Origin of the sequence: uncultured Photobacterium sp. (assembly GCF_947039875.1) — a bacterium.
Lineage (GTDB): Bacteria > Pseudomonadota > Gammaproteobacteria > Enterobacterales > Vibrionaceae > Photobacterium.
Genome location: NZ_CAMRAN010000002.1, coordinates 108,113 through 132,984, shown reverse-complemented (window position 1 = coordinate 132,984; position 24,872 = coordinate 108,113). Strand labels below are relative to the sequence as shown.

20 protein-coding genes are annotated in these 24,872 nt (G+C 38.9%); 11 read left to right on the top strand and 9 right to left on the bottom strand.

What is annotated here, in order from left to right; all coding sequences use genetic code 11:
* The first annotated feature begins 24 nt into the window (after nt 1-24).
* On the top strand, nt 25-2,316 hold the full coding sequence (gene adiA, locus Q0V26_RS01325; protein WP_297475077.1) for an arginine decarboxylase: 2,292 nt from the start codon (nt 25-27) through the stop codon (nt 2,314-2,316).
* A gap of 71 nt (nt 2,317-2,387) precedes the next feature.
* Here adiA and yfaE read toward each other — a convergent pair whose 3' ends face one another.
* From yfaE to Q0V26_RS01300, 5 genes are all read right to left on the bottom strand, one after another.
* The gene (gene yfaE / locus Q0V26_RS01320) at nt 2,388-2,681 is read right to left on the bottom strand and encodes a class I ribonucleotide reductase maintenance protein YfaE (RefSeq protein ID WP_297475075.1); all 294 of its coding nucleotides are present in this window, start codon (nt 2,679-2,681) and stop codon (nt 2,388-2,390) included.
* A complete protein-coding gene (nrdB, locus tag Q0V26_RS01315; RefSeq protein ID WP_297475139.1) occupies nt 2,678-3,811 on the bottom strand; it encodes a class Ia ribonucleoside-diphosphate reductase subunit beta in 1,134 nt (377 codons plus the stop codon). Before nrdB ends, yfaE begins: the two co-directional genes overlap by 4 nt.
* Before the next feature lie 45 nt (nt 3,812-3,856).
* On the bottom strand, nt 3,857-6,124 hold the full coding sequence (nrdA, locus tag Q0V26_RS01310; RefSeq protein ID WP_297475072.1) for a class 1a ribonucleoside-diphosphate reductase subunit alpha: 2,268 nt from the start codon (nt 6,122-6,124) through the stop codon (nt 3,857-3,859).
* Nucleotides 6,125-6,623: 499 nt separating this feature from the next.
* The gene (gene ubiG / locus Q0V26_RS01305) at nt 6,624-7,334 is read right to left on the bottom strand and encodes a bifunctional 2-polyprenyl-6-hydroxyphenol methylase/3-demethylubiquinol 3-O-methyltransferase UbiG (protein ID WP_297475070.1); all 711 of its coding nucleotides are present in this window, start codon (nt 7,332-7,334) and stop codon (nt 6,624-6,626) included.
* A 162-nt stretch (nt 7,335-7,496) separates the two neighbouring features.
* Entirely contained in the window at nt 7,497-7,622 is a 126-nt protein-coding gene (locus Q0V26_RS01300) for a hypothetical protein (RefSeq protein ID WP_297475068.1), read from the bottom strand.
* Nucleotides 7,623-8,029: 407 nt separating this feature from the next.
* Between Q0V26_RS01300 and gyrA the strand changes: the two genes are divergently transcribed.
* The 3 genes from gyrA (at nt 8,030) to Q0V26_RS01285 (ending at nt 14,205) form a co-directional block, all read left to right on the top strand.
* The gene (gene gyrA / locus Q0V26_RS01295) at nt 8,030-10,696 is read left to right on the top strand and encodes a DNA topoisomerase (ATP-hydrolyzing) subunit A (RefSeq protein WP_297475066.1); all 2,667 of its coding nucleotides are present in this window, start codon (nt 8,030-8,032) and stop codon (nt 10,694-10,696) included.
* 267 nt (nt 10,697-10,963) lie between these two features.
* Complete coding sequence (gene serC, locus Q0V26_RS01290) at nt 10,964-12,046, top strand: 3-phosphoserine/phosphohydroxythreonine transaminase (RefSeq protein WP_297475064.1); 1,083 nt, start codon at nt 10,964-10,966, stop codon at nt 12,044-12,046.
* A gap of 152 nt (nt 12,047-12,198) precedes the next feature.
* Entirely contained in the window at nt 12,199-14,205 is a 2,007-nt protein-coding gene (locus Q0V26_RS01285) for an EAL domain-containing protein (RefSeq protein WP_297475062.1), read from the top strand.
* Between the two features lie 317 nt (nt 14,206-14,522).
* Here Q0V26_RS01285 and Q0V26_RS01280 read toward each other — a convergent pair whose 3' ends face one another.
* Genes Q0V26_RS01280 through Q0V26_RS01270 form a run of 3 tightly spaced genes read right to left on the bottom strand, consistent with a single transcriptional unit; the run spans nt 14,523 to nt 16,953 of the window.
* Nucleotides 14,523-15,047: a lipocalin family protein gene (locus Q0V26_RS01280; protein WP_297475060.1), complete on the bottom strand. Its 525-nt coding sequence runs from the start codon at nt 15,045-15,047 to the stop codon at nt 14,523-14,525.
* Between the two features lie 18 nt (nt 15,048-15,065).
* Complete coding sequence (locus tag Q0V26_RS01275; RefSeq protein WP_297475058.1) at nt 15,066-16,313, bottom strand: HAMP domain-containing sensor histidine kinase; 1,248 nt, start codon at nt 16,311-16,313, stop codon at nt 15,066-15,068.
* Nucleotides 16,282-16,953: a response regulator transcription factor gene (locus Q0V26_RS01270; RefSeq protein ID WP_297475056.1), complete on the bottom strand. Its 672-nt coding sequence runs from the start codon at nt 16,951-16,953 to the stop codon at nt 16,282-16,284. The genes Q0V26_RS01275 and Q0V26_RS01270 overlap by 32 nt, the downstream gene beginning before the upstream one ends.
* Before the next feature lie 100 nt (nt 16,954-17,053).
* Here Q0V26_RS01270 and Q0V26_RS01265 point away from each other — a divergent pair, with 100 nt between their 5' ends.
* On the top strand, nt 17,054-18,187 hold the full coding sequence (locus Q0V26_RS01265) for a DUF5666 domain-containing protein (protein WP_297475054.1): 1,134 nt from the start codon (nt 17,054-17,056) through the stop codon (nt 18,185-18,187).
* Between the two features lie 82 nt (nt 18,188-18,269).
* Here Q0V26_RS01265 and Q0V26_RS01260 read toward each other — a convergent pair whose 3' ends face one another.
* A complete protein-coding gene (locus Q0V26_RS01260) occupies nt 18,270-18,698 on the bottom strand; it encodes an NUDIX hydrolase (protein ID WP_297475052.1) in 429 nt (142 codons plus the stop codon).
* 171 nt (nt 18,699-18,869) lie between these two features.
* Here Q0V26_RS01260 and aroA point away from each other — a divergent pair, with 171 nt between their 5' ends.
* The 6 genes from aroA to lapB all read left to right on the top strand — a co-directional run bounded on the left by aroA (nt 18,870) and on the right by lapB (nt 24,796).
* Entirely contained in the window at nt 18,870-20,150 is a 1,281-nt protein-coding gene (aroA, locus tag Q0V26_RS01255) for a 3-phosphoshikimate 1-carboxyvinyltransferase (RefSeq protein WP_297475050.1), read from the top strand.
* A gap of 212 nt (nt 20,151-20,362) precedes the next feature.
* Complete coding sequence (gene cmk / locus Q0V26_RS01250; protein WP_297475048.1) at nt 20,363-21,040, top strand: (d)CMP kinase; 678 nt, start codon at nt 20,363-20,365, stop codon at nt 21,038-21,040.
* Nucleotides 21,041-21,164: 124 nt separating this feature from the next.
* The gene (gene rpsA / locus Q0V26_RS01245; RefSeq protein ID WP_297475046.1) at nt 21,165-22,835 is read left to right on the top strand and encodes a 30S ribosomal protein S1; all 1,671 of its coding nucleotides are present in this window, start codon (nt 21,165-21,167) and stop codon (nt 22,833-22,835) included.
* Nucleotides 22,836-22,915: 80 nt separating this feature from the next.
* Nucleotides 22,916-23,206 (top strand): integration host factor subunit beta, encoded by a 291-nt coding sequence (gene ihfB / locus Q0V26_RS01240; protein WP_297475044.1) that lies wholly within the window; start codon nt 22,916-22,918, stop codon nt 23,204-23,206.
* A gap of 129 nt (nt 23,207-23,335) precedes the next feature.
* A complete protein-coding gene (locus Q0V26_RS01235) occupies nt 23,336-23,620 on the top strand; it encodes a lipopolysaccharide assembly protein LapA domain-containing protein (RefSeq protein WP_297475042.1) in 285 nt (94 codons plus the stop codon).
* A 6-nt stretch (nt 23,621-23,626) separates the two neighbouring features.
* On the top strand, nt 23,627-24,796 hold the full coding sequence (lapB, locus tag Q0V26_RS01230; RefSeq protein ID WP_297475040.1) for a lipopolysaccharide assembly protein LapB: 1,170 nt from the start codon (nt 23,627-23,629) through the stop codon (nt 24,794-24,796).
* Nucleotides 24,797-24,872 lie beyond the last annotated feature (76 nt).

Genomic DNA, 24,872 nt, shown 5'->3' with positions numbered 1-24,872 from the left:
TAATCTTAAAGTAAGGGATTGTATATGTTGAATTATGGTAAACATATGAGAGTATTAATTTTTGATAATTCTCAAGCTACGGGGGTGGTTGCAAATGCCATTGACCGTTTAGTTGAACAATTTGAAGATGAATCAATTATTGTCGTCAAAGCATCTACTTACGATGATTGTTATTCAATGCTTAATGTCAATATGGCTGTTGATTGCTTTATGTTGACTTCAAGCATGACCGGTCAGCAACAAGAAGAGAATGATATGTTCTTTTCTCTCATTGAAAAATTAAATCAACGTCAGCAAGGTGTTCCAGTTTTCTTACTCGCAGAACGGAAGAAAATGACCTTAACGGTTGATCGCCATTTAATGTCATTAGTCAGTGAGTTTGCATGGATTTTAGAAGACACCTCTGATTTTATGGCTGGGCGAGCGATTGCGGCTATGCAACGTTATCGTGAGCAGTTATTACCGCCACTTGCTAATGCAATGATGAAATATGACAGTGTTCATGAATATTCGTGGGCAGCACCAGGTCACCAAGGTGGGGTTGGTTTTCTTAAAACACCAGAAGGTCAGCGGTTTTATAATTATTATGGTGAAGGGCTGTTCCGTTCAGATATGGGGATTGAACGAGGTTCTTTAGGATCATTACTTGATCACACCGGTGCTTTTGGTGAAAGTGAGGACTATGCTGCAAAAGTATTTGGAGCCGATAAGTCTTATTCATTGGTAACGGGTACTTCAGGTGCTAACCGTACCATTATGCAAATTTGTATGCGAGAAAATACGCTCGCAATTTGTGATCGAAATTGTCATAAATCTATAGAACAAGGACTAATGTTAACCGGGGCATTACCTGTTTATATGGTGCCAACCCGAAATCGTTATGGCATTATTGGACCGATTTATCCTGATCAAATGTCGCCAGAAGGGTTAAAGAAATCGGCACAAAGTAGTGAATTAACAAAAGATCTTGCGGGTGGAATGGCAACATATGCTGTTGTTACAAATTGTACTTATGATGGTTTATGTTACAACGCTAAGCGTGCGCAAGATATTTTAAGTGAGAGTAGTAACCGTATCCACTTTGATGAAGCATGGTATGGCTATGCACGTTTTAACCCTATTTATACCGATCATTTTGCAATGCGTGGCGAGCCACAAGATACTCCTGATGATGGGCCGACAGTATTTGCAACGCACTCAACTCATAAATTATTAAATGCATTGTCTCAAGCCTCATGGATCCACGTTCGTAATGGTAAAGATCATATTAGTTTTGAGCGTTTTAATCAGTCATACATGATGCATGCGACGACATCGCCGTTATATGCAATAAGTGTTTCAAATGATATTGCAGTATCACAAATGGCGGGAAATCGTGGTGAATCATTAACTAATGAAGTCATAAAAGAAGCCGTGGATTACCGCCAAGCAATGGGACGTTTACATCGAGAGTTTGTTGCTGATGGTGATTGGTTCTTTAAACCATGGAATGCAGAATCTATTATTGATCCTGAAACGGGGATTGAATATGGCTTTGAAGATGCACCTGCAGAACTCTTAGCCACTAACCAAGATTTCTGGATCATGAAGCCGGGTGATAAATGGCATGGCTTTGATGATATTCCAAAAGATTGGTGTATGCTCGATCCTATTAAAGTCAGTATATTAGCACCAGGTATGGGAGATGATGGTAAGTTACTTGATACTGGTGTTCCTGCGGCGTTAGTCACTCAATATCTTACTCGGTTTGGTATTGTGCCAACTCGTACTACTGATTTTCAAGTTATGTTCTTGTTCTCAATGGGGATAACCAAAGGTAAGTGGGCAACCTTAGTGAACACTTTACTGAGTTTTAAAACCCATTATGATAATAATACTCCACTGAAATCAGTATTACCTGATCTCGCTGCAAGTCACCCTCAAGTTTATGGTGATTTAGGCCTAAAAGATTTGGGTGATAAAATGTTTACTTATCTGAAAACCCATACACCATCTGAAATGTTAAATGCGGCTTATTCGACGTTGCCAAAAGCGGATATTACACCACGTGCTGCGTTTGAAGCGATAGTGGATGATAATGTTGAGATGGTGCCATCTAACAAACTGCAAGGACGAATAGCTGCAAATGCCGTTATTCCTTATCCTCCGGGTATTCCAATGCTGATGTCTGGTGAGAACTTTGGTGATGAAAATAGCCCTCAAATTGGTTATTTACATAGTTTAGAAATTTGGGATAAAGAATTCCCAGGTTTTGAGCATGAAACTGAAGGGACTGAAGTTGAAGATGGTGTTTATCATGTAATGTGTGTGAAGTAGTTATCTATAGTTATAGCTGATAATAAAAAACAGCCCTTTATTGTTTATCCTGATCTAAGATATCGGATAATTTAAAGGGCTATTTTAATGGGGTGTTGTTGAATATTTAATTGATAATTAAAATTAATTTCAATATTCTGCTGTGGCATTGAGCAACAACTTAATATTTCATTTGGACCAACAAAAGCCAACGTTTCTGGTTGAGTCACAGTGCCTGAAACCAGTTTGCAACGACAAATGCCACATATGCCATTGCGACATTGATATTCAGGTTTAATACCGGCTTTTTCTAACTGGGTTAATAAAGGTTCGTGGCGATTACCACAAACCTTAATACCGTTAACCGTTATGGTTAGTTGACTCACAATTCAAAGTCACCAAGATCATTGGCACTAATATCATTGTCGATCTGACCAACAAGATAAGAGCTTATTTCAGCTTCTTGAGGCGCAACTTGAACGTTATCTGATGATAACCAAGAATTTATCCATGGAATTGGATTTTGGTTGGCACCATCATAAGCTGGACGTAGACCCACTGCGGTCATACGTAGATTTGTAATGTATTCAACGTACTGACACAAAATTTCTTTGTTTAAGCCAATCATCGAACCATCTTTAAAGAGGTATTCAGCCCATTCTTTTTCTTGCTCTGCTGCAGCTTTAAAGATGTTGAAACATTCTTCTTCACATTCCGCTGCAATAATTGCCATTTGTGGATCGTCATGACCATTACGTAACAAGTTCAACATATGTTGAGTACCCGTTAAGTGTAATGCTTCATCACGTGCAATTAGCTTAATTATTTTTGCATTGCCTTCCATTAATTCACGTTCAGCAAAAGCAAATGAACATGCGAAACTGACATAGAAACGGATCGCTTCTAGTGCGTTAACTGACATTAGGCACAAGTACAGTTTCTTTTTGATTTCATGGAGATCAACAGTGAAAGCAATACCATCGGCAGAATGCTGGCCTTCACCATAACGGTGATAATCATTGGTTGCAGTAATTAAATCATCGTAGTACTTAGAAATATCGCCAGCACGCTTAATGATATGTTCATTTCTAACAATATCATCAAAAATAATTGATGGATTATTGATGATATTACGAATAATGTGCGTATAAGAGCGTGAATGGATCGTTTCTGAAAACGACCATGTTTCAATCCATGTTTCTAATTCTGGCAGTGAAACGATCGGCAATAATGCTACGTTTGGACTACGTCCTTGAATAGAATCAAGCAATGTTTGGTATTTTAAATTACTGATGAAAATATGTTTTTCATGATCGGGTAAATTATTGTAATCAATGCGATCACCCGATACATCAACTTCCTCTGGACGCCAAAAGAAGCTTAACTGTTTTTCGATAAGTCTTTCAAAAATTTCAAATTTTTGCTGGTCATAACGCGCAACATTGACCGATTGCCCAAAGAACATCGGTTCTTTAAGTTGATCGTTGCTTGTTTGACAAAAAGTACTGTAGGCCATGATATCCTCAAAATAAAGGGGAGCCATGCGGCTCCCTTTTAATACTTAAATTTTACAACTTGTACAATCATCGTCACTTAGATCGCTTTGGCTGTCCGCTGCGCCATCGCGAGTGTTATGGTAGTACAGTGTCTTAACACCTAATTTATAGGCATTTAGCAGATCTTTTAGTAGCAGTTTCATTGGAACTCTGCCGCCAGGTTGCTTACTTGGATCATAGTTCGTATTTGCTGAGATAGCCTGATCAATAAACTTCTGCATAATGCCAACAAGTTGTAGGTAGCCATCGTTGCTGCCAATATTCCAAAGTAACTCATAGTTATCTTTGTATTTTGCAAACTCTGGAACAACTTGCTTGAGGATACCATCTTTTGATGCTTTAACGGAAACGTATCCTCGAGGTGGCTCAATACCATTGGTCGCATTTGAGATTTGCGATGATGTTTCTGATGGCATCAGTGCTGAAAGGGTTGAGTTACGTAGACCATGAGTTTTGATCTCTTCACGTAATGTTTCCCAATCATAATGTAATTCAGCATTACAAATATTATCGATTTCTTTTTTATAAGTATCGATAGGTAAAATACCTTGCGAATAAGTGGTCTCGTTAAATAACGGACAAGCACCGTATTCTTTAGCTAGGTTCATTGATGCTTTCAATAGGTAATATTGAATAGCTTCAAAAGCTTCATGAGTTAGGTTATTTGCACTACCATCGGAATAACGAACACCGTGTTTTGCTAAGTAGTAAGCAAAGTTAATCACACCAACACCCAATGTACGGCGGTTCATGGTTGAACGACGTGCGGCAGGTAATGGGTAGTCTTGATAATCTAACAGAGCATCAAGTGCACGAACTGTTAGTTCAGCAAGCTCTTCTAAATCATCTAAGCTATCAATCGCACCTAAGTTAAATGCGGATAATGTACATAACGCGATTTCACCATTTTCGTCTTCAACATTTTTCAATGGCTTGGTTGGTAATGCAATCTCAAGACATAAGTTTGATTGACGAATTGGCGCTACTGCAGGATCAAATGGACTGTGCGTATTACAGTGGTCAACGTTTTGAATATAGATTCGGCCTGTTGAAGCACGCTCTTGCATCAATAGTGAAAATAGTTCGATTGCTTTGATCGACTGTTTTTTGATGCTGTCGTCTTGTTCATACAAGTTATATAAGCGTTCAAATTCAACTTGGTCTGCAAAAAACGCATCGTATAGCCCTGGAACATCAGAAGGAGAGAACAATGAAATGTTCTGGCCTTTGATTAAACGGGTATACATTAGGCGGTTGATTTGTACACCGTAGTCCATATGACGAACACGGTTTTCTTCAACACCACGGTTATTCTTTAATACTAATAGTGATTCAACTTCGCGGTGCCAAATAGGGTAGAATAATGTTGCTGCGCCACCACGAACACCACCTTGAGAGCAGCATTTAACCGCTGTTTGAAAGTATTTGTAGAAAGGGATACAACCGGTGTGGAATGCTTCACCACCACGAATTTCAGAACCTAATGCACGAATTCGACCAGCGTTAATACCAATACCTGCTCGTTGTGATACATAACGTACAATAGAGCTTGCTGTTGCGTTAATTGAGTCAAGGCTGTCATCACATTCGATCAACACACATGAGCTAAATTGACGAGTAGGCGTACGTACACCAGACATAATTGGTGTCGGTAATGAAATTTTGAATGTTGATGAAGCATCATAAAAACGCTTAATGTAATCAAGGCGCGTTTCTTTTGGGTATTTATTAAATAATGCAGCTGCGATTAATACATAAAGGAACTGTGCGCTTTCGAAAATTTCACCAGATACACGGTTTTGAACGAGGTATTTTCCTTCAAGTTGCTTAACCGCCGCATAAGAGAAATTCATGTCGCGCCAGTGATCGATAAATGTATCCATCACTGCAAATTCTTCTTCGGTGTAATCGTCAAGTAGATGACTATCGTACTTACCTTTTTCAACTAAGTTTTTTACGTGGCTAAACAATGTTGGTGGCTCAAATTGACCATAGGCTTTTTTACGAAGGTGGAAAATTGCCAATCGAGCAGCAAGGTATTGGTAGTCTGGCGTTTCTTCTGAGATCAGATCTGCCGCAGCCTTAATGATAGTTTCGTGAATATCATCAGTACGAATACCGTCATAAAACTGGATGTGTGACTTGAGTTCGACTTGGGATACCGATACATTTTCTAAGCCTTCTGCAGCCCAGTCTATAACACGGTGGATCTTGTCGAGATCGATAAGTTCTTTACGACCGTTGCGCTTGGTAACTGTTAGTTGTTGAGTCATTTGTTATTATTTTCCCAGTTTTCCTTGCAGATGATATTTTTTTGCAATTTATCTATTAGATTAGCAAAGAATGTGATCTTTATTATAAATATCGTTATTCAGCAAAAACACTACATGTTGGGGTGTTGAGCGAAAGTGCTTACAAGATAGTGGTGAATGCGTGGTTTTGCAAGATGGTATTTTTTGAGCAGCTGTGGATAACATGGGGATTTCAATAAAAAAGTTAGTGCCAACTCACTGATGTAGCGAATAGCATCAAATAGATAGTAAAAATCAATGCTTTTTCAGGTGTTTTTTCAGATAAATAAAATTTATTTTTATTGCTTTTTATACTTGAATTTGAGTCATTAAAAGAGTGTTTTTAGCAAAATAAAATGTTAATAGTCCTTGATCTTACTGTTTTTTTTTGATTGTTAAATTGTTGTGTTTGTTAGCGAAATGTAGCTAAAGGAGAAAAGTGCTCTCCTTTAATATTGATAGGGGCATTAGTCGGGATTAATTACAATGGTTTAATCGTATGAACGATATAATTCACATCAACGTTATTACCTAGACTATAGGTGTTGGTGAGGGGATTGTAGTGAAGCCCAATAATATGGCGATCTTGCAATGGCGTTTGATCTATCATTGTTATTAGTTCTGATGGGCGAATAAACTTTTGATGGTCATGGGTGCCTTTTGGTACTAATTTCATTACATGCTCAGCGCCAACAATCGCAAATAAATATGATTTAATATTACGATTTAATGTTGAGAAGAAAACATGTCCGCCAGGCTTGACCATTTTTGCACATGAAGCAATAACCGATGCTGGATCTGGTACATGTTCAAGCATTTCCATACAGGTTACTACGTCATAAGCGTCATGATGATGTTCAGCATGTTCTTCTGCCGTGCATTGAACATAGTCGAGTTTTACACCTGTTTCTAATGCATGTAGTTTAGCAACTATTAATGGTTCTTTACCCATATCAAGCCCAGTTACATGAGCACCTTCAATCGCCATACTTTCAGCTAAAATGCCACCACCACAACCCACGTCGAGGATTTTTTTACCAAATAAGCCATTAGCATGGTCAATGATATAATTTAAACGTAACGGGTTAATTTGGTGAAGCGGCTTAAATTCACCTTCAAGATCCCACCAACGTGAAGCTATTTGTTCAAACTTTTCGATTTCTGCAAGGTCAACATTACGTGATTTTGTCATTTTAGTGGTGCCATTTTCCTTATATTGGTAATGGCTATTATGCGAAATAAACGCGTTGTTGCAAAGAATAACTACGACAAACACAAATAGAAAAATTTGATTGCTATCATCGTTAGGATGAAACTCGCCAAGTACAACAGTGTCACTTGGCGATATTACGAATTACTCATCAAAGCTATTGATTGTGGCTGGAATGAGTTCAGGTGAGAAAATACCATCAAATAAAGTGGTAATAGTAAGGATGAGCATTAAAATGTATTTACCAATCATATTAGTTGCTGTCCCCATGACTTTATCCTCAGTAAATCTATTTTCGGTATTTATGCAGCCACCACAGAGTGTGCGTAATATTAATGATTAATAAATGGTCAAATGTCGCATTTTTGATTTTATTTTGTTAATTTTAAGCTATCCCATATATAAAGCTGTGTTATATCTTGTTTTTACAAGTGGTTACATACTCTATAAGCTAAAAAGAGTAGTTTAAGATAGTTGGTATAATGGACAATAAATAAACAATGATATGTGGTTAATCCACAGATGTGACGATGTTTGTTTCTGTTTTCTGTAAATTCCGCTAAATTACTCATAACATAAGTCGTGAAAGGTGTGCCTATTAGGGCTGAAATATGCTACATTATTGCACCTTGCACGTATAAAAATACGACAGAAATTACCTGAGGGATATTGGCTCCATGAGCGATCTTGCAAAAGAGATCACGCCCATAAATATTGAAGATGAGCTGAAAAGCTCTTATCTCGACTATGCGATGTCAGTTATCGTTGGTCGTGCTCTTCCTGATGTGCGTGATGGCCTTAAGCCTGTGCACCGCCGCGTTTTATTCGCGATGAATGTGCTAGGCAATGACTGGAATAAAGCATATAAGAAATCTGCCCGTGTGGTAGGTGATGTTATCGGTAAGTATCACCCACACGGTGATAGTGCTGTATACGATACAATCGTACGTATGGCACAGCCGTTCTCACTACGCTACATGCTCGTAGATGGTCAAGGAAACTTCGGTTCAATCGATGGCGACTCTGCCGCTGCGATGCGTTATACCGAAGTCCGTATGTCTAAAATTGCCCATGAATTATTGGCTGATTTAGACAAAGAAACGGTTGATTACGTTCCTAACTATGATGGAACCGAGCAAATACCAGCGGTTTTACCAACAAAGATCCCTAACTTATTAGTGAACGGTTCTTCTGGTATTGCGGTAGGTATGGCAACGAACATACCACCTCATAACCTTGGCGAAGTGATTGACGGCTGTTTAGCGTATATCAATGATGAGAGCATCACTATTGATCAGCTAATGGAATATATTCCAGGCCCTGACTTCCCAACTGCTGCGATGATCAATGGCCGTAAAGGTATTGTTGATGCTTACCATACTGGTCGCGGTAAAGTTTACATGCGCGCCAAAGCTGAAATCGAAACTGAAAAGAATGGTCGTGAAACCATTATTGTTCATGAGATTCCTTATCAAGTTAACAAAGCGCGTTTGATTGAAAAAATTGCTGAGCTTGTTAAAGATAAAAAAGTTGAAGGCATTAGCGCACTACGTGATGAGTCTGATAAAGACGGCATGCGTATTGTTATCGAGTGTAAGCGTGATGCGGTTGGTGAAGTTGTTCTGAACAATCTTTATGCTCAAACGCAGTTGCAAACAACATTTGGTATCAACATGGTTGCGCTTGATAATGGCCAACCAAAGATCTTTAACCTTAAAGAAATGATTAAGTGCTTCGTTAATCACCGCCGTGAAGTGGTGACGCGTCGTACTATTTTCGAATTGCGTAAAGCGCGTGATCGTGCTCATATTCTTGAAGGTTTAGCTCTTGCTCTTGCAAATATCGACGAAATTATTGAGTTAATTCGTCAGGAAAATACACCAGCAGAAGCTAAAGCTGCATTAGTTGCTCGTGGCTGGCAGTTGGGTAATGTTGCTGCAATGCTTGAGCGTGCAGGTACAGATGCTGCGCGTCCAGATTGGCTAGAAGAGCAGTTTGGTATTCGTGATAATCTATACCACTTAACTGAACAACAAGCGCAAGCTATTCTTGACCTTCGCTTACATAAGCTAACGGGTCTTGAGCACGGAAAAATTCTTGAAGAATATAAGCAACTTCTTGAAGAAATTGCTGAATTAATGTTCATTCTATCAAGCTCTGAGCGTTTGATGGAAGTGATCCGTGAAGAATTAGAGCTAGTGAAAGAACAGTTTAACGATGAACGTCGTACTGAAATCACAGCTGCAAGCAATGATATTGATTTAGAAGATCTGATCACTAAAGAAGATGTTGTTGTAACGCTTTCTCACGAAGGTTACGTTAAGTACCAAATTCTAAGCGATTACGAAGCACAGCGTCGTGGTGGTAAAGGTAAAGCAGCAACGCGCATGAAGCAAGAAGACTTCATTGAGCGCTTGTTGGTTGCTAATACTCATGACACGATTTTATGTTTCTCTAGCCGCGGCCGTATGTACTGGCTGAAAGTATACCAATTACCATTAGCGAGCCGTACTGCTCGTGGTAAGCCAATTGTGAACATTTTACCACTAGATGAAGATGAGCGTATTACTGCGATTCTTCCTGTGCGTGAATACACAGAAGACAAGTTTGTCTTCATGGCAACCGCTGACGGTACTGTGAAGAAAACACCATTAACTGACTTTAGTCGCCCTCGTAGTGCCGGTATTATTGCCGTTAACCTACGTGAAGGCGATTCATTGATCGGTGTTGATGTTACTGATGGTGACTGCGATATCATGCTGTTCTCAGCATACGGTAAAGTAGTACGTTTCTACGAAAGCCCAGTGATTGATGCTGAAGGCAATGCGAAAGGCGGTGTTCGCGGCATGGGTCGTACTGCGGCTGGTGTGCGTGGTATCAAACTTGCTGAAGGCGACAAAGTTGTTTCGCTAATTGTGCCACACAACGAAGGTGATATTCTTACAGTAACTGAAAATGGTTATGGTAAGCGTACTGGCCTTGCTGAGTACCCGGCGAAGAGCCGTGCCACTCAGGGTGTTGTTTCAATTAAAGTCTCTGAACGTAACGGTAGCGTTGTTGGTGCTGTTCAAGCTGAAGACGGCGACGAATTTATGATGATCACCAATGGTGGTACATTAGTTCGAACTCGTGTTGCTGAAGTAAGTCGTGTTGGTCGTAACACTCAAGGTGTTACACTTATCCGTACTGCCGAAGACGAAAAAGTTGTTGGCTTACAGCGTATTGATGAGCCAGCAGAAGTTGAATTAATCGAAGATGCTGAATTAGTTGATGGTGAGACTGTTGAAAATACAGAACTACCAGCAGCAGATGCAAAACCAGGCGATTCAACCGAGCAAGAGTAAGCATTATAGTGCTTTATTCTGAATAAGACGCAGCCAAATGGCTGCGTTTTTTTTTGCACACATATTTATAAACAACGAATCACTAATTAACACTTTAAAGTTGCGCAATAAAGGTGTAAAAATAAATAAATGATATTTGTCACAATGTTGGGATTTATCTTTACTGTCTGTTTTGTAATGCTAAAAGTAGTACTGATTGTGATGCTATTAGCTTTATGAAGCAGTAAATTTTTATTTTGTAACTCGAGCAGGAGCAAGTACCACATTATGGATAAGGTTTATAACTTTTGTGCCGGTCCGGCAATGATCCCCGCTGATGTTATGGCGCAAGCCCAGCAAGAATTAATTAATTGGCAGGGCTTAGGCACTTCCGTTATGGAAATCAGCCATCGTAGTAAAGAATTTCTTGCGGTTGCCGCTCAATCAGAACAAGATTTACGGGATTTACTGAATATTCCTGCCAATTACCATGTTTTATTTTGTCATGGTGGCGCTCGTGGTCAATTTGCCGCTGTGCCTCTTAATCTATTAGGTGATGCAACCACCGCAGATTATATGGATGGTGGCTTTTGGGCTCACAGTGCTGTTGAAGAAGCTGTGAAATATTGTCAGCCTAATAATGTTGATATTACTTGTGTAAAAGAGGGTAAAAAAGCCATTTTACCAGCAACAGAATGGCCACTTTCTGATGACGCTGCGTTTGTACATTATTGTCCAAATGAAACTATCGATGGTATAGAAATTCGTGATTTACCGATAACGAATAAGCCGATTGTCGCTGATATGTCATCCACTATTTTATCTCGCCAAATTGATGTCTCTAAATATGGTGTTATTTATGCTGGTGCCCAAAAGAACATTGGCCCAGCAGGATTAACCATTGTTATTGTGCGTGATGATTTATTAGGCAAAGCTAAATCAATTTTACCGAGTATTTTAGATTACACGGTATTGGTTGATAAAGAATCGATGTTTAATACACCACCGACATTCGCATGGTATTTAGCGGGTGAAGTATTTAAATGGCTGAAAAGTGTAGGTGGTGTTGCCGCAATGGAGCAGCGCAACCTTGCGAAAGCAAAATTACTGTATGATTTTATCGATAACTCTAATTTCTACATTAATAATGTTCATGCGGATAATCGCTCAGTCATGAATGTACCATTTCAGTTGAAAAATTCGAATCTTGATGAAGTGTTTTTATCTCAGGCGGATGCCGCAGGATTAAAAGCATTGAAAGGCCACCGTGTTGTTGGCGGTATGCGTGCTTCAATTTATAATGCGATGCCTTTAGAGGGGGTACAAGCATTGGTTGATTTTATGCGGAAGTTTGAAAAAAATAATGCATAAGTGCTAAAAGCTATTGCTAAGTAGAATACACACATTATGTGTGTATTTTTTAGCGCTACTTTAAAGACGTAATAACTCGTTACAATATTTTAGCTTGAGCATTTATAATTGCTCTATATAATCCAGTGCCTTTTTCTTACCACTGTGAATGTATGAACAAAAAATCAATATTAAAATCATATTACAACGACTATATCCGTGATATTTCTATTGTTTTTTTATTGTTACTGCCGTTGATTATTTGTAATGCAATTACATTATTTGTAGGGTATACATTCAAGTGGCTTGATTTTAGTGAATTAGCAAACCATTTTTTTTATTTATCTAATTTATTAATTGGAATCTATCCGATTGCGCTGTGTTTAGTTACTAGTTATTACCTTGCGACTAAGCATGGTGTTAATGCTATGGTGGTTGTGCCATATTCATTATTGTTATTAATTGTCGTCTCGGTTCCTAATGGTTTAGTTTCTGATCATAATGGATTACCTAATAATCCACTTGTGGCACTGCTTTCTGCTATTATTTCTGCATCATGCTGTATTTCCTTTCGTCTTTTTCCGCTCGATCCTTCTCGATTAGATTTTGTTAGTACGCTGTATAAGCATGTATTACATTTTTTTTGTTTTCTTTTATTAACCGTAGGGTTAGAGGAATTAACTAAGATTGTGATCTCGTTTAGTCAAAATTTACATAATTATATTGCTCCGAATCCACTGACGTTTTATGGCGGCTTAGCCTATCAATTTATTTTAGGGTTATTAGGTGCAATTGGTATTAATGGACATAATTTTCTTTTTAGAACAAAGCAACAATTATTTGAAGTTACTCAACAAAACATTGCTGATTGGCAAGCAGGAGAAGCCCCTTTAAATGTGCTAGGGCAAGGGTTTTATGATGCTTTCTTATCGATGGGCGGCTCTGGAAATATGATCAGTCTGTTGTTTTGTATTTTATTATTTTCAAAAGAAAGACGACATATCACATTAGCACTATCAGCATTACCATTGGTGATTTTTAATATCAATGAACTATTATTGTTTGGTTTGCCGATTATTTTTAATCCAATATTAATTGTACCTTTTGTTTGCGTGCCTTTGGTAAGTTTTGTGGTGGTATATGGTGCGATATCATCTGGATTAGTGCATCCAGTGACGACTATTGTGGATTGGATGACACCTCCTTTCCTTAGTGGCTATGTCGCCACTCAACACAGTGTCTCTGGCGTGATATTACAGGTAATTGTGGTTGTTATTGGGATTATTATTTACCGACCATTTTATCTGCATTATGCAGGAAAAAGTCGATCTAATAATACATCGATAAGCCAGCAATATGAGCTTGGACGTAGCACGCTTAAATCGTTTTTAGGTGATGTGAATCAAGCCATGGCGAGCTATGTAAGTAAGCATGATATTAGCCGCCGTGTTAGTCGTATGTTGAGTCATGGTGAATTTGTGATGTTCTACCAACCTCAAATTAATTTAAATCAGAATAAAGGATTATCGTTTGAATCGCTAATTCGTTATAAAGATGCCGATGGTAAAATATTGCCACCGTTATTTATTCAAGATTTTCAACAAGTAGGGGCGATGAAGCAGCTGGATCAGATGGTAATTGATTTAGTGCTAAAAGACATGCAAAAAATGCCACTTGATAATAGCTGTAAAATTGCGATTAATGTTTCTACTGAAACGATTTCAGATAAACACATTGTGCCCTATATTGTAGAACGATTAAGCTTCTATGCTATTTCACCATTAAATTTAGAAATAGAGATCACAGAAGAAGCCATACTTGATGATGATAAACTAGTTTCTGAGAACATTGCAGTATTACAAGGATTAGGAGTAACGGTTGCTATTGATGATTTTGGTTCGGGTTATGCGTCCTTTCCTCATTTATTGAAGTTTAACTTTGACAAAGTCAAGTTAGATCGCGCTTTATTGCGTAATATTGAACATGACCGTGAAAAGAACTTATATCAACTACTTGCTAAAATAAGTGAAGTGACAGGTTGTATCTTGGTTGCAGAAGGCGCTGAAACAGAAGCAGACAAACAGTTTGTGCAGCAGTGTGGTATTAATATCTGCCAAGGTTTTTATTTTGCCAAGCCAATGGCATTTAATGATGCCTTAGCGTGGATTAAAACAGTTTAAGCTCAAGCTTTAAAGTAATGATGGTGCTTATCAATCTAAGCTGGCATCTTATAATTGTAATTTATAAATAAAAATAAAGTACAGGATTAAACAAAACTTTTTATTATCGAACAATATTATGGATCCATTGATTTACTTGCTGGTCCTTATTGGTGGGTGCATAATAAAGTTAAAAACAAGCAATGTAACATGGTGTGTTAAGGCTATGCTCGTTATCTGCTGTTGTTGCATTATCACAAGGTTTTCATTTTTTAATTAGGCATTCGCGCAGTAATACTTAATTTATTGATGCATATTAATCGTTATTGATTTCTTTGTTATTGTTGTGGGTAAATGAGTTTCTCTGTATCAAATCCTGCAAGTTTAGCGCGATTAAGATAACGATCGAGTACCACAGGATCGAGTTTTTTGTTGCGTGATAATATCCATAAATAGTCGTAATTATAGCTACTGACTAATGCGGCTGAATAATCATCTTCAAGTGCAAAGATAATATAGCTGCCATAAAAAGGGCCAAAGAAAGACACTTTAAGATGGCCAAGATTTGGCTGGTCAACAAATTTAGCTTTGCCTTGTGCCTGCTGCCATTGTTGATCACTACGATTAAAACCTTTATTGATCACTTTAATTGTATTATTAGCCTCTAAGCTGTAAGTGGCGGTAACACGATCTAAGCCCCGTTCAAAACTATGGTCTAATCTTGCTATTTCATACCATTGTCCTAAATAACGATTAATATCAAAATTAGTTACTGGTTGCACATTATTGGGTTTACCCGTTGTACAGCCCATAGTTAAACTGAGTAAAATAACACTGCAACCCCATTTGATATAAGTAAACATCCCTTCCTCCTTATTTGATTATTTTGAAGCTAAAAAAACCACTTCAGCGGTAAATGTTACCTCATTATCTGTCACTGTAAATGCCCATTGCATACGCTCACAAATTCTCTGCACTATCACTAATCCACAGCCATAGCCCTGATTATAAATCTCATTGCCATCATGGCGGTTGATAATAGTAAGGCTATCATGTGCCAATTTTATTTCGATGTTGCCAATACTATAGCTAAAAGCATTTTTTATCAGATTATTAATAATAATAGTGATAAAACTCGACGGTGCACTAATTGTGGCTGAGTGATTGATCTCAAGATAGTAACTGGCATCCTGCTTGGCAAATAAGGGTTCCATTATCAATAATTGTTGGCGGAGTTCATGTGCTAGATCACAGCGACTAAAATGATGGCTTTCAATCGATTCTTTGCCTAACAATAAGAACGTTTCGGTTAAGATCCGCATATCAGCGCTGGCTTGATGTAATCTATTGATGGCTTTTTTGGCGACATTAGGTTGGTTCGGAACTTTATTGAGTAGATCTGCAGAGCCTTGAATGATCATTATCGGAGTTCTTAGCTCATGGGATGCAAAACGGCTGAATTCTTTTTCACGTTGGAAAAAACCAGCAATGTTATTTTTACTATCAAGTAATGCTTGTTCAATCTTTCGCGTTTCACGAAATTGAGTTTCAATCTCGAAACTGGGTTGGTCAGGGGGCATTTGGCGAATTTTTTGATCTATTTTTGCTAATGGTTGTGATAGTGAACGTACAAAATAAAAACTATAGCTTCCCATGACTAATGATAATAATAAGCCAAATATAAAAGTGAAGTAATGGAGGTTATCTTCATAATCATCAAGGTAATCATCGGCATCATCTTGATAGACAACGTACATTAGTCCACGACCTGAAGGATGATCAAACACTAAAAAATGCTTATCTTCAGTACCTCGTAAATGTTCAAAAAAACCGGGTTGGTTATACCTTTTTAGCCAATCAGGTAACGAACGTTCACTCCAATAGCTCTTAAATTCACTATTGTTTGGCAGCGGTGCCTCATTACCCATTGTTTTATAGTCGATAACATATTGGCTTGATTCTTTGTCTAACCAATGATGAAGACTGATCACTTCTAGTTGGTTCTCTGCAATATAAATCACGGCCCAGAATAAGATAAACATACCAAAAGCCATTAACCCAAAACTTAAACTGACTTTACGGTAAATACTAGGAAAACTAAGCAGTTTTGATGCGGTAACCTTGTCCATGAATAGTCTCTAATCGTGAAGTAGTGAAATTTTTATCAATGGCATTACGTAAACCATAAATATGGCTGCGAAGGGCATCACTAGAGGGGGATTCTTCACCCCAAACAGCGTCAATGACTTGTTGACGAGTTACAATATTAGGAGCGTGGTGTAATAAAACTTTAAGAATTTTAAATTGAATGCGGCTAAGTTTAATCGTTTTTCCATCACGACTGACTTCATCACTGCGATTATTCATTACTAGATCGGCGTATTTTAATAATCCAATATCTTGCCGAGGCCCACGATTGGCTAAAGCGTGCAGTCGTAAGCACAGTTCTTCCATTGCAAAGGGCTTTAATAAATAGTCATCGCCGCCAGCTTTAAAAGCGGCAACTTTATCGTCAAGGGTATCTTTTGCAGTTAGAAAGAGAATCGGGGTGCCACAATACAGATCGGTACGAATTTTTTGAACGGCAGCAATACCATCTATTTTGGGCATCATAATATCCATGATGATGACGTCATAATGGTTATTTTCAATAAAAGTTAATGCAGCTTGGCCATGATAGGCACAATCTGCTGTCATTCCTTCTAGCTCTAAGTAATCAGCAATCGTTTCAACAATTTGATGGTTATCATCAACAATAAGAATTTTCATCTATCTAGTTAGACTCTTCACGAATATTTCACGTTTGGCGTTTTAGTATACTTACCAATAAAACAATATTTATAATTTATTAATAAAAAGGTCTACATTCATGAACAAAATCACACTGACGGCACTGATTGGTCTAATTCTTACGGGTTGTGGTGGTGGCGGCGGTGATGATAGTACAGCACCTGAACCGCCGATTGAAATAAAGCCTCTAGCCGTTCAAGGTACAATTAATGCCGTGAATGTTCCAGCTAACACCATTGAAGTTAATGGTTATAGCTACGATGTCGCATCTATCGCGTATGGTAAAGATACTCAGTATTCTATTAAAGATCTTCAAAAAAATATGATGGTTGCTGTTTCTACTTCATCAAAAGCGGGTGCTTTAGTGCAATTAGAACCGACTATGGTGGGTATGGTTACTCATATTGATTCTGCTAACTCTACATTTGTCATTAATGGCGCGACATTGACATTTAGTCTTGAGCAAAACATTGAAGTTGGTGATTGGGTGATGGTGTCATCATTACCTCAAGCGACTGAAACTGGTTTGGGCTATAAAGTACTTTCAGTGGTGAAATTTGAGCATGAAGGTATTGTGGGTCAGTATGAGGTTGAAGGTCGTTTATCTTCGTTAAATGAGAATAATAAAACTTTTAAGCTTGGTGCTGCTACTCAAGTGCGTTATACCGATAATATTATTGAAGATAATGCAACATTACAAAATGGTCAGTGGGTTGAAGTTAAAGGCCAAATGATCGGTGATACCTTTGATGCCTCTGAAGTGGACGTTGAAACTTATGATGCATCTGATAATGATAATGAAATCGAAGGTGTTGTAACCTGGGTCAGTAATGATAAGTCTCAGTTTGAATTAAACGCACGTGGTCGTTTTATGGTAACCAGCTCAACTTATTTTGAAGATGGCACTAAAGCTAATTTAAATATTGGGGTGGTGGTTGAAGTCACTGCTGTAAATGGTATTGCTCAAGAAATTGAATTTGAAAATGATTTCGATGGTGATTTTGGTGATACTTGGCGTGAATTTGAGAAAAAAGGCATTCTCGCGAATATTACAGCAACTAGTTTTACTGTAAATGGTTTTAAAATTGAAATTGATAGCCAAACCATTATTGATGATAACCAAAAGCTTGTCGATCTTGATGGTTCTCGTGTTGAAGTTGAGGGTGTAATTATAGGTACTCGTTACGTTGCTCGTGAAATCGACCGTGATTAAATAACCTCGAATCTTTTGATACAAAAGCGCCTATTATAAAGGCGCTTTTTGCGTTTAAGTGTTTCGATTTTATTGATGCAGACTAGTCATTGATACAAAATCGTTGTTCTAAGTAACATCGAATTGACTGCTCACTGGCATCAAATTGTGGCGAAGGCACTTGAGTTGGATCTACCCACTGCCATCCTTCACATTTATCTGGTTCTTTTAACGTTAATTGACCGCTGAACTCAGTAACCAGTAAGGCGATACTAATATAATGCTTGCCTGATTCTGAATAGGTAGCAAGATTATTGGTTACAGCAATCACTTGTGGTTGATAGATGGTGAGTCCTGTTTCTTCTTCCACTTCACGAATAGCGCATTGACTAAAGGTCTCACCTAATTCCATATGGCCACCAGGTATAGAGTAATAAGGTGCATGACTATTTTTACGTTTACCAATTAAGATTTGACCATGTTGATTAACGATAATAATTCCGATTCCAACCATGGGGGTTATTGCACTCATTATGACCTCAATATCATTGCTGCTATATACAAGTACTTTACCGTAATTGTGGTATAGATACTGGCATAATATTCAATAGCAGCGACAAAATTAAAAAACTGCTGCTAGATAACTGTGACATTATTGGGTACTCTGCTAGACAAGAAAAAATTAGGATTGGAAGAATAATCAATGGAAAGTTTAACCTTACAGCCGATTGTAAAAGTGAATGGTGAAGTCAATCTCCCTGGCTCTAAAAGTGTTTCAAATCGCGCACTGTTATTAGCAGCGTTAGCAAAGGGAACAACTCGGTTAACTAATTTGTTAGACAGTGATGATATTCGCCATATGCTGAATGGATTACAGCAACTTGGTGTTAATTACCGTTTATCGGCAGATAAGACCGAATGTGAAGTTGACGGGTTAGGTCATGCTTTTACTACAATACAACCACTTGAATTATATTTAGGTAATGCTGGAACAGCGATGCGCCCATTGACTGCCGCACTGTGCTTAGGTGCGGGAGAGTATACGCTGACGGGTGAGCCAAGAATGAAAGAACGTCCGATTGGCCATCTTGTTGATGCATTACGCAGTGCAGGTGCTAGTGTTGAATATTTAGAAAATGACCATTACCCACCACTGAAAATTGTAGGCTCAGGGTTATCTGGTGGTGAAGTTGAAATTGATGGTTCTATTTCAAGTCAATTTCTCACGGCATTTTTGATGGCAGCGCCTTTGGCACAAGCCGATACCGTGATTAATATTAAAGGTGATTTAGTTTCAAAGCCTTATATTGATATTACATTGCATATTATGGCGCAATTTGGTGTTCAAATTGAGAACCGTGATTACCAACAGTTTGTGGTTAAAGGGGCTCAACAATATCAATCGCCAGGTGCATTTCTGGTTGAAGGAGATGCATCATCGGCATCTTATTTTTTAGCTGCTGCTGCGATTAAAGGTGGCGCGATAAAAGTAACCGGTATTGGTAAAAACAGTATTCAAGGTGACATTCAATTTGCAGATGCGCTTGCCAACATGGGGGCGAATATTGAGTGGGGCGATGATTATGTCATTGCTCGTTGTGGTGAATTAAAAGCAATTGATATGGATTTTAATCATATTCCTGACGCTGCAATGACTATTGCAACTACTGCGTTGTTTGCTAAAGGTACAACGTCAATTCGTAATGTCTATAATTGGCGTGTAAAAGAGACCGACCGTCTTGCTGCGATGGCAACAGAATTACGCAAAGTAGGGGCAGAAGTGGAAGAGGGCGAGGATTACATTGTGATCACTCCGCCAGCACAATTAAAACATGCTGAGATTGATACGTATGATGATCATCGAATGGCAATGTGTTTTTCGCTGGTGGCATTAAGTAATACTGCCGTCACCATTAATGATCCTAAATGTACCTCAAAAACATTCCCTGACTACTTTGCTCGGCTTCAAGGCCTAAGAGTGTAAACTTGAATGATTAATTATTAATTTCTAAGTTTACATCTATAGTTGCCTTATAGGTTTACTTAACGTTTTTAATTAGTGTAAAAAGGTATGATAGAAAAGGGAATAACGCTATAAATCTAAGATTTTTTTCCGTATAATGTGCCACCGTTTGATGGCTAACCTTAATCAAGGTTAAGTTGCTGTTATTACGGACACCAATTCGGAGAAAACTTATGTCTACTCATGCTCCAGTCATTACTGTTGATGGGCCTAGTGGTGCAGGTAAAGGCACACTATGTATGTTGTTAGCCGGAAAGCTTGGCTGGAATCTGCTCGATTCTGGTGCTATTTATCGTGTTCTTGCACTTGCAGCACTTCATCATGGCGTAGATACTGAATCTGAAGATGCTTTAGTACCTCTCGCTGCACATCTTGATGTTCAGTTTGTTGCTAAAGGTGAATTGGTTCGAGTTATTCTTGAAGGTGAAGATGTTTCTGATACACTTCGTACAGAAAAAGTAGGCAATGCTGCATCAAAAGTAGCAGCATTACCACGAGTACGAGAAGCGTTGTTACGCCGTCAGCGTGCATTTAATGAGCAACCGGGTTTGGTTGCCGACGGCCGTGATATGGGTACAGTCGTGTTCACATCGGCAGAAGTAAAAATTTTCTTAGATGCTAGTGCTGAAGAACGCGCAACTCGTCGTATGAATCAGTTGCAAAAACAAGGCTTAGATGTTAGTTTTAGCAGCCTTTTAAGCGAAATTCAGGAGCGAGACTACCGCGATCGTAATCGTGCTGTAGCGCCTTTACGCCCTGCTGATGACGCTTTAGTGCTTGACTCAACTGAGATGTCAATTGAACAAGTGCTTGAAAAAGTCTTAGCATATGTTGATGCTAAGCTAAAATAAACGAATCCATATTTAGTCGCGTAAGCGGCTAAATAACGTCGGTGTCATGGATGACAACTGACTTTATTATCAACCCCATGCGGTAGGATACCCATGGTTGTTTATCATATTGAAGATTAATTAAATGACTGAATCTTTTGCTCAACTCTTTGAAGAGTCGCTAAACCAAGTTGAAACTCGCCCAGGTGCAATCGTTAAAGGTACTGTAATCGCTATCGAAAACGGTTACGTACTAGTTGACGCTGGTCTAAAATCTGAGTCATCTATTCCTGCTGAAGAATTCAAGAACGCTGCTGGCGAACTAGAAATCGAAGTTGGTGCTCAGGTTGACGTTGCTCTTGACGCGATCGAAGATGGTTTTGGTGAAACTAAGCTTTCTCGTGAGAAAGCTAAGCGTCACGAAGCTTGGATCCAGCTTGAAAAAGCTTATGAAGATGCTGAAACAGTTGTTGGTATCATCAACGGTAAAGTTAAGGGCGGCTTCACAGTTGAACTTAACGGCATCCGTGCGTTCCTACCTGGTTCACTAGTAGACGTACGTCCAGTTCGTGACACTGCTCACCTAGAAAACAAAGAACTTGAGTTCAAAGTAATCAAGCTTGACCAGAAGCGTAACAACGTTGTTGTTTCACGTCGTGCTGTTATCGAATCAGAGAACAGTGTTGAGCGTGATGAACTACTTGCTTCTCTACAAGAAGGCATGGAAGTTAAAGGTATCGTTAAGAACCTTACTGACTACGGCGCATTCGTTGATCTTGGCGGTGTTGACGGTCTTCTACACATCACTGACATGGCTTGGAAGCGTGTTAAGCACCCTTCTGAAATCGTTAATGTTGGCGATGAAATCAACGTTAAAGTTCTTAAGTTTGACCGTGAGCGCACTCGCGTATCACTAGGTCTTAAGCAACTTGGCGAAGATCCATGGGTTGCAATCGCTAAGCGTTACCCAGAAAGCACTAAGCTTACTGGTCGCGTAACTAACCTTACTGACTACGGCTGCTTCGTTGAAATCGAAGAAGGCGTTGAAGGTCTTGTTCACGTTTCTGAAATGGATTGGACTAACAAAAACATCCACCCATCTAAAGTTGTTAACGTGGGCGACGAAGTTGAAGTTATGGTTCTTGATATCGACGAAGAACGTCGTCGTATCTCTCTAGGTCTTAAGCAGTGTAAAGCTAACCCATGGCAGTCATTTGCAGAAATGCAAGCTAAGGGCGACAAAGTAACTGGTAAGATCAAGTCAATCACTGATTTCGGTATCTTCATCGGTCTTGAAGGCGGCATCGACGGTCTAGTTCACCTATCTGACATTTCTTGGAATGTTTCTGGTGAAGACGCAGTTCGTGACTTCAAGAAAGGCGACGAAATTTCTGCAGTAGTTCTTGCAGTTGACGCAGAGCGTGAGCGTATCTCTCTAGGCGTTAAGCAAATCGAAGAAGACCCATTCAACAGCTTCGTAGCTGACACTAAGAAAGGCACTCTAATAACTGGTAAAGTTATTGCAGTTGACGCTAAAGGCGCAACTATTGAGCTAGCTGAAGGTGTTGAAGGTTACCTACGCGCTTCTGAAGCATCTGTAGACCGTGTTGAAGACGCAACTCTAATTCTTGCAGTTGGCGATGCTATTGAATCTAAGTTCACTGGCGTTGACCGTAAGAACCGCGTAATCAACCTTTCTGTACGTGCTAAAGACGTTGCTGAAGAGCAAGAAGCAATGGCTACACTAAACAAAGCAGACGATGCTGCGTTTGGTAACGCTATGGCTGACGCTTTCAAAGCTGCTAAAGGCGAATAATTGAGCGTTGAGAGAAATCGCTTTAGCTTTTTCTCTCTAAACGGCTATACTATTGAGAAACTTACTAAAACGGAGTGTTTATGACAAAGTCTGAATTAATTGAAAGACTGTGTAGTCAACAAACACATCTTTCTGCCAAACAGGTAGAAGATGCAATCAAGGATATTCTTGAACGTATGGCGAACACGCTTGCAGAAGGTGATCGCATTGAGATCCGTGGCTTTGGTAGCTTCTCTTTGCATTACCGTGCTCCTCGCGTTGGTCGTAATCCAAAGACAGGTGATAAAGTTGAGTTGGACGGCAAGTACGTTCCTCACTTCAAGCCAGGAAAAGAATTACGTGACCGTGTTAATGCATCGATAGCTGCTTAACCGCGATATAGAACAAAAAAACGGCATACACTCTGTATGCCGTTTTTTTATATCTATAGATCATGGTTTGATCGGTAAAATTACTGCATAATCAGTAATTATAATTTAGATTTAGTGAGAGGATTCACGATGAAGATTTTAGGAATTATTGTTCTAGTAGCAGCCTTTTTGATCACTCTGGCTCTTGGTGCGCAAAATCAAATAATGGTTAATTTTGATTATTTAGTTGCTCAGGGTGAATTTCAGCTTTCTACATTATTAGGAACAGCATTTGGTGCCGGTTTTGTCATTGGTTGGGTAATTTGTGGTACTTTATATCTGAAAGCTCGATTTGCTAAAAATCGTCTAATGAAGAAAGTAACGAAGCAGCAACAAGAACTTGATCAGCTTCGTGCTCAACCGATTAAGGAATAAGAATTAATGCTTGAATTGTTGTTCCTACTTTTACCCATTGCTGCCGCTTACGGTTGGTATATGGGTAACAGGAGCGCAAGTAACCAAAAGCAAGAAAAGTCTGACCACTTATCTCGCCAGTATGTAACAGGTCTTAATATGCTGTTATCAGATCAATCTGATAAAGCAGTAGACCTGTTCATTGAATTGCTTCAGGTTGACAGTGAAACTATTGATACTCATCTTGCTTTAGGGAATTTATTCCGTAGCAGAGGAGAGGTTGATCGCGCCATTCGTATTCACCAGAATTTGATAGCAAGGCCGAATTTATCGATTGAACAACGTAACTTATCATTACAGCAGTTAGCTAAAGATTATATGGTTGCTGGTTTTTTTGATCGCGCGGAGCGTATTTTTGAGCAATTGTTGGATGAACCAGACTATCGTAAGCCAGCCTTACAACAATTATTAGCGATTTACCAACAAACACGTGAATGGGAAAAAGCTATTGAAATGGCTACTCAGTTGGTGAAATTAGGTAAAACTAAATTAAAGCATGATATTGCTCATTACTGGTGTGAACTTGCGATGCTTGAGCTGAGCGCTCAAAATCAAGATAAAGCTATTCAGTACTTAAAAAAAGCACTATCAGTAGATAAACATTGTGTACGCGCATCTATCTCTGTCGCCAAAATTCAAGTTAAACAACAAGAATATAAGCAAGCGGCAAAAACATTAGAACGGATCTCAGAGCAAGATATTGAGTTTGTTGGTGAAGCTTTACCGCTTTTGCTTGAGTGCTATGAGGCGATGAATAATCAAACCGCATGGCTGAAGTATTTACAGCATTGTGTTGATCAAAAAGCAGGGGCAAGTGCAGAACTCATGCTTGCTGATGAAATAGCAAAACATGATGGTGCTGTAACGGCGCAATCTTTTATGACGCGACAGCTTCAAAAAAATCCAACCATGAGGGGTTTTTATCAGTTGATGGAATACCATCTTGATGAAGCTGAAGAAGGTCGTGCAAAAGAGAGTTTGACTAGTTTGCGTCACCTAGTGGGTGAGCAACTTAAAGAAAAACCTCGTTACCGTTGTCGTCAATGTGGCTTTGCAACGCATGCTTTGTATTGGCAATGCCCTTCTTGTAAAAGTTGGGGACAAATAAAGCCAATTCGAGGGCTTGATGGTGCATGATTGTCACCGTATGTTTTTATATTATTAAAACCAGTGCAGTAATGTACTGGTTTTTTTGTAGTTGTAGCTATCAAAT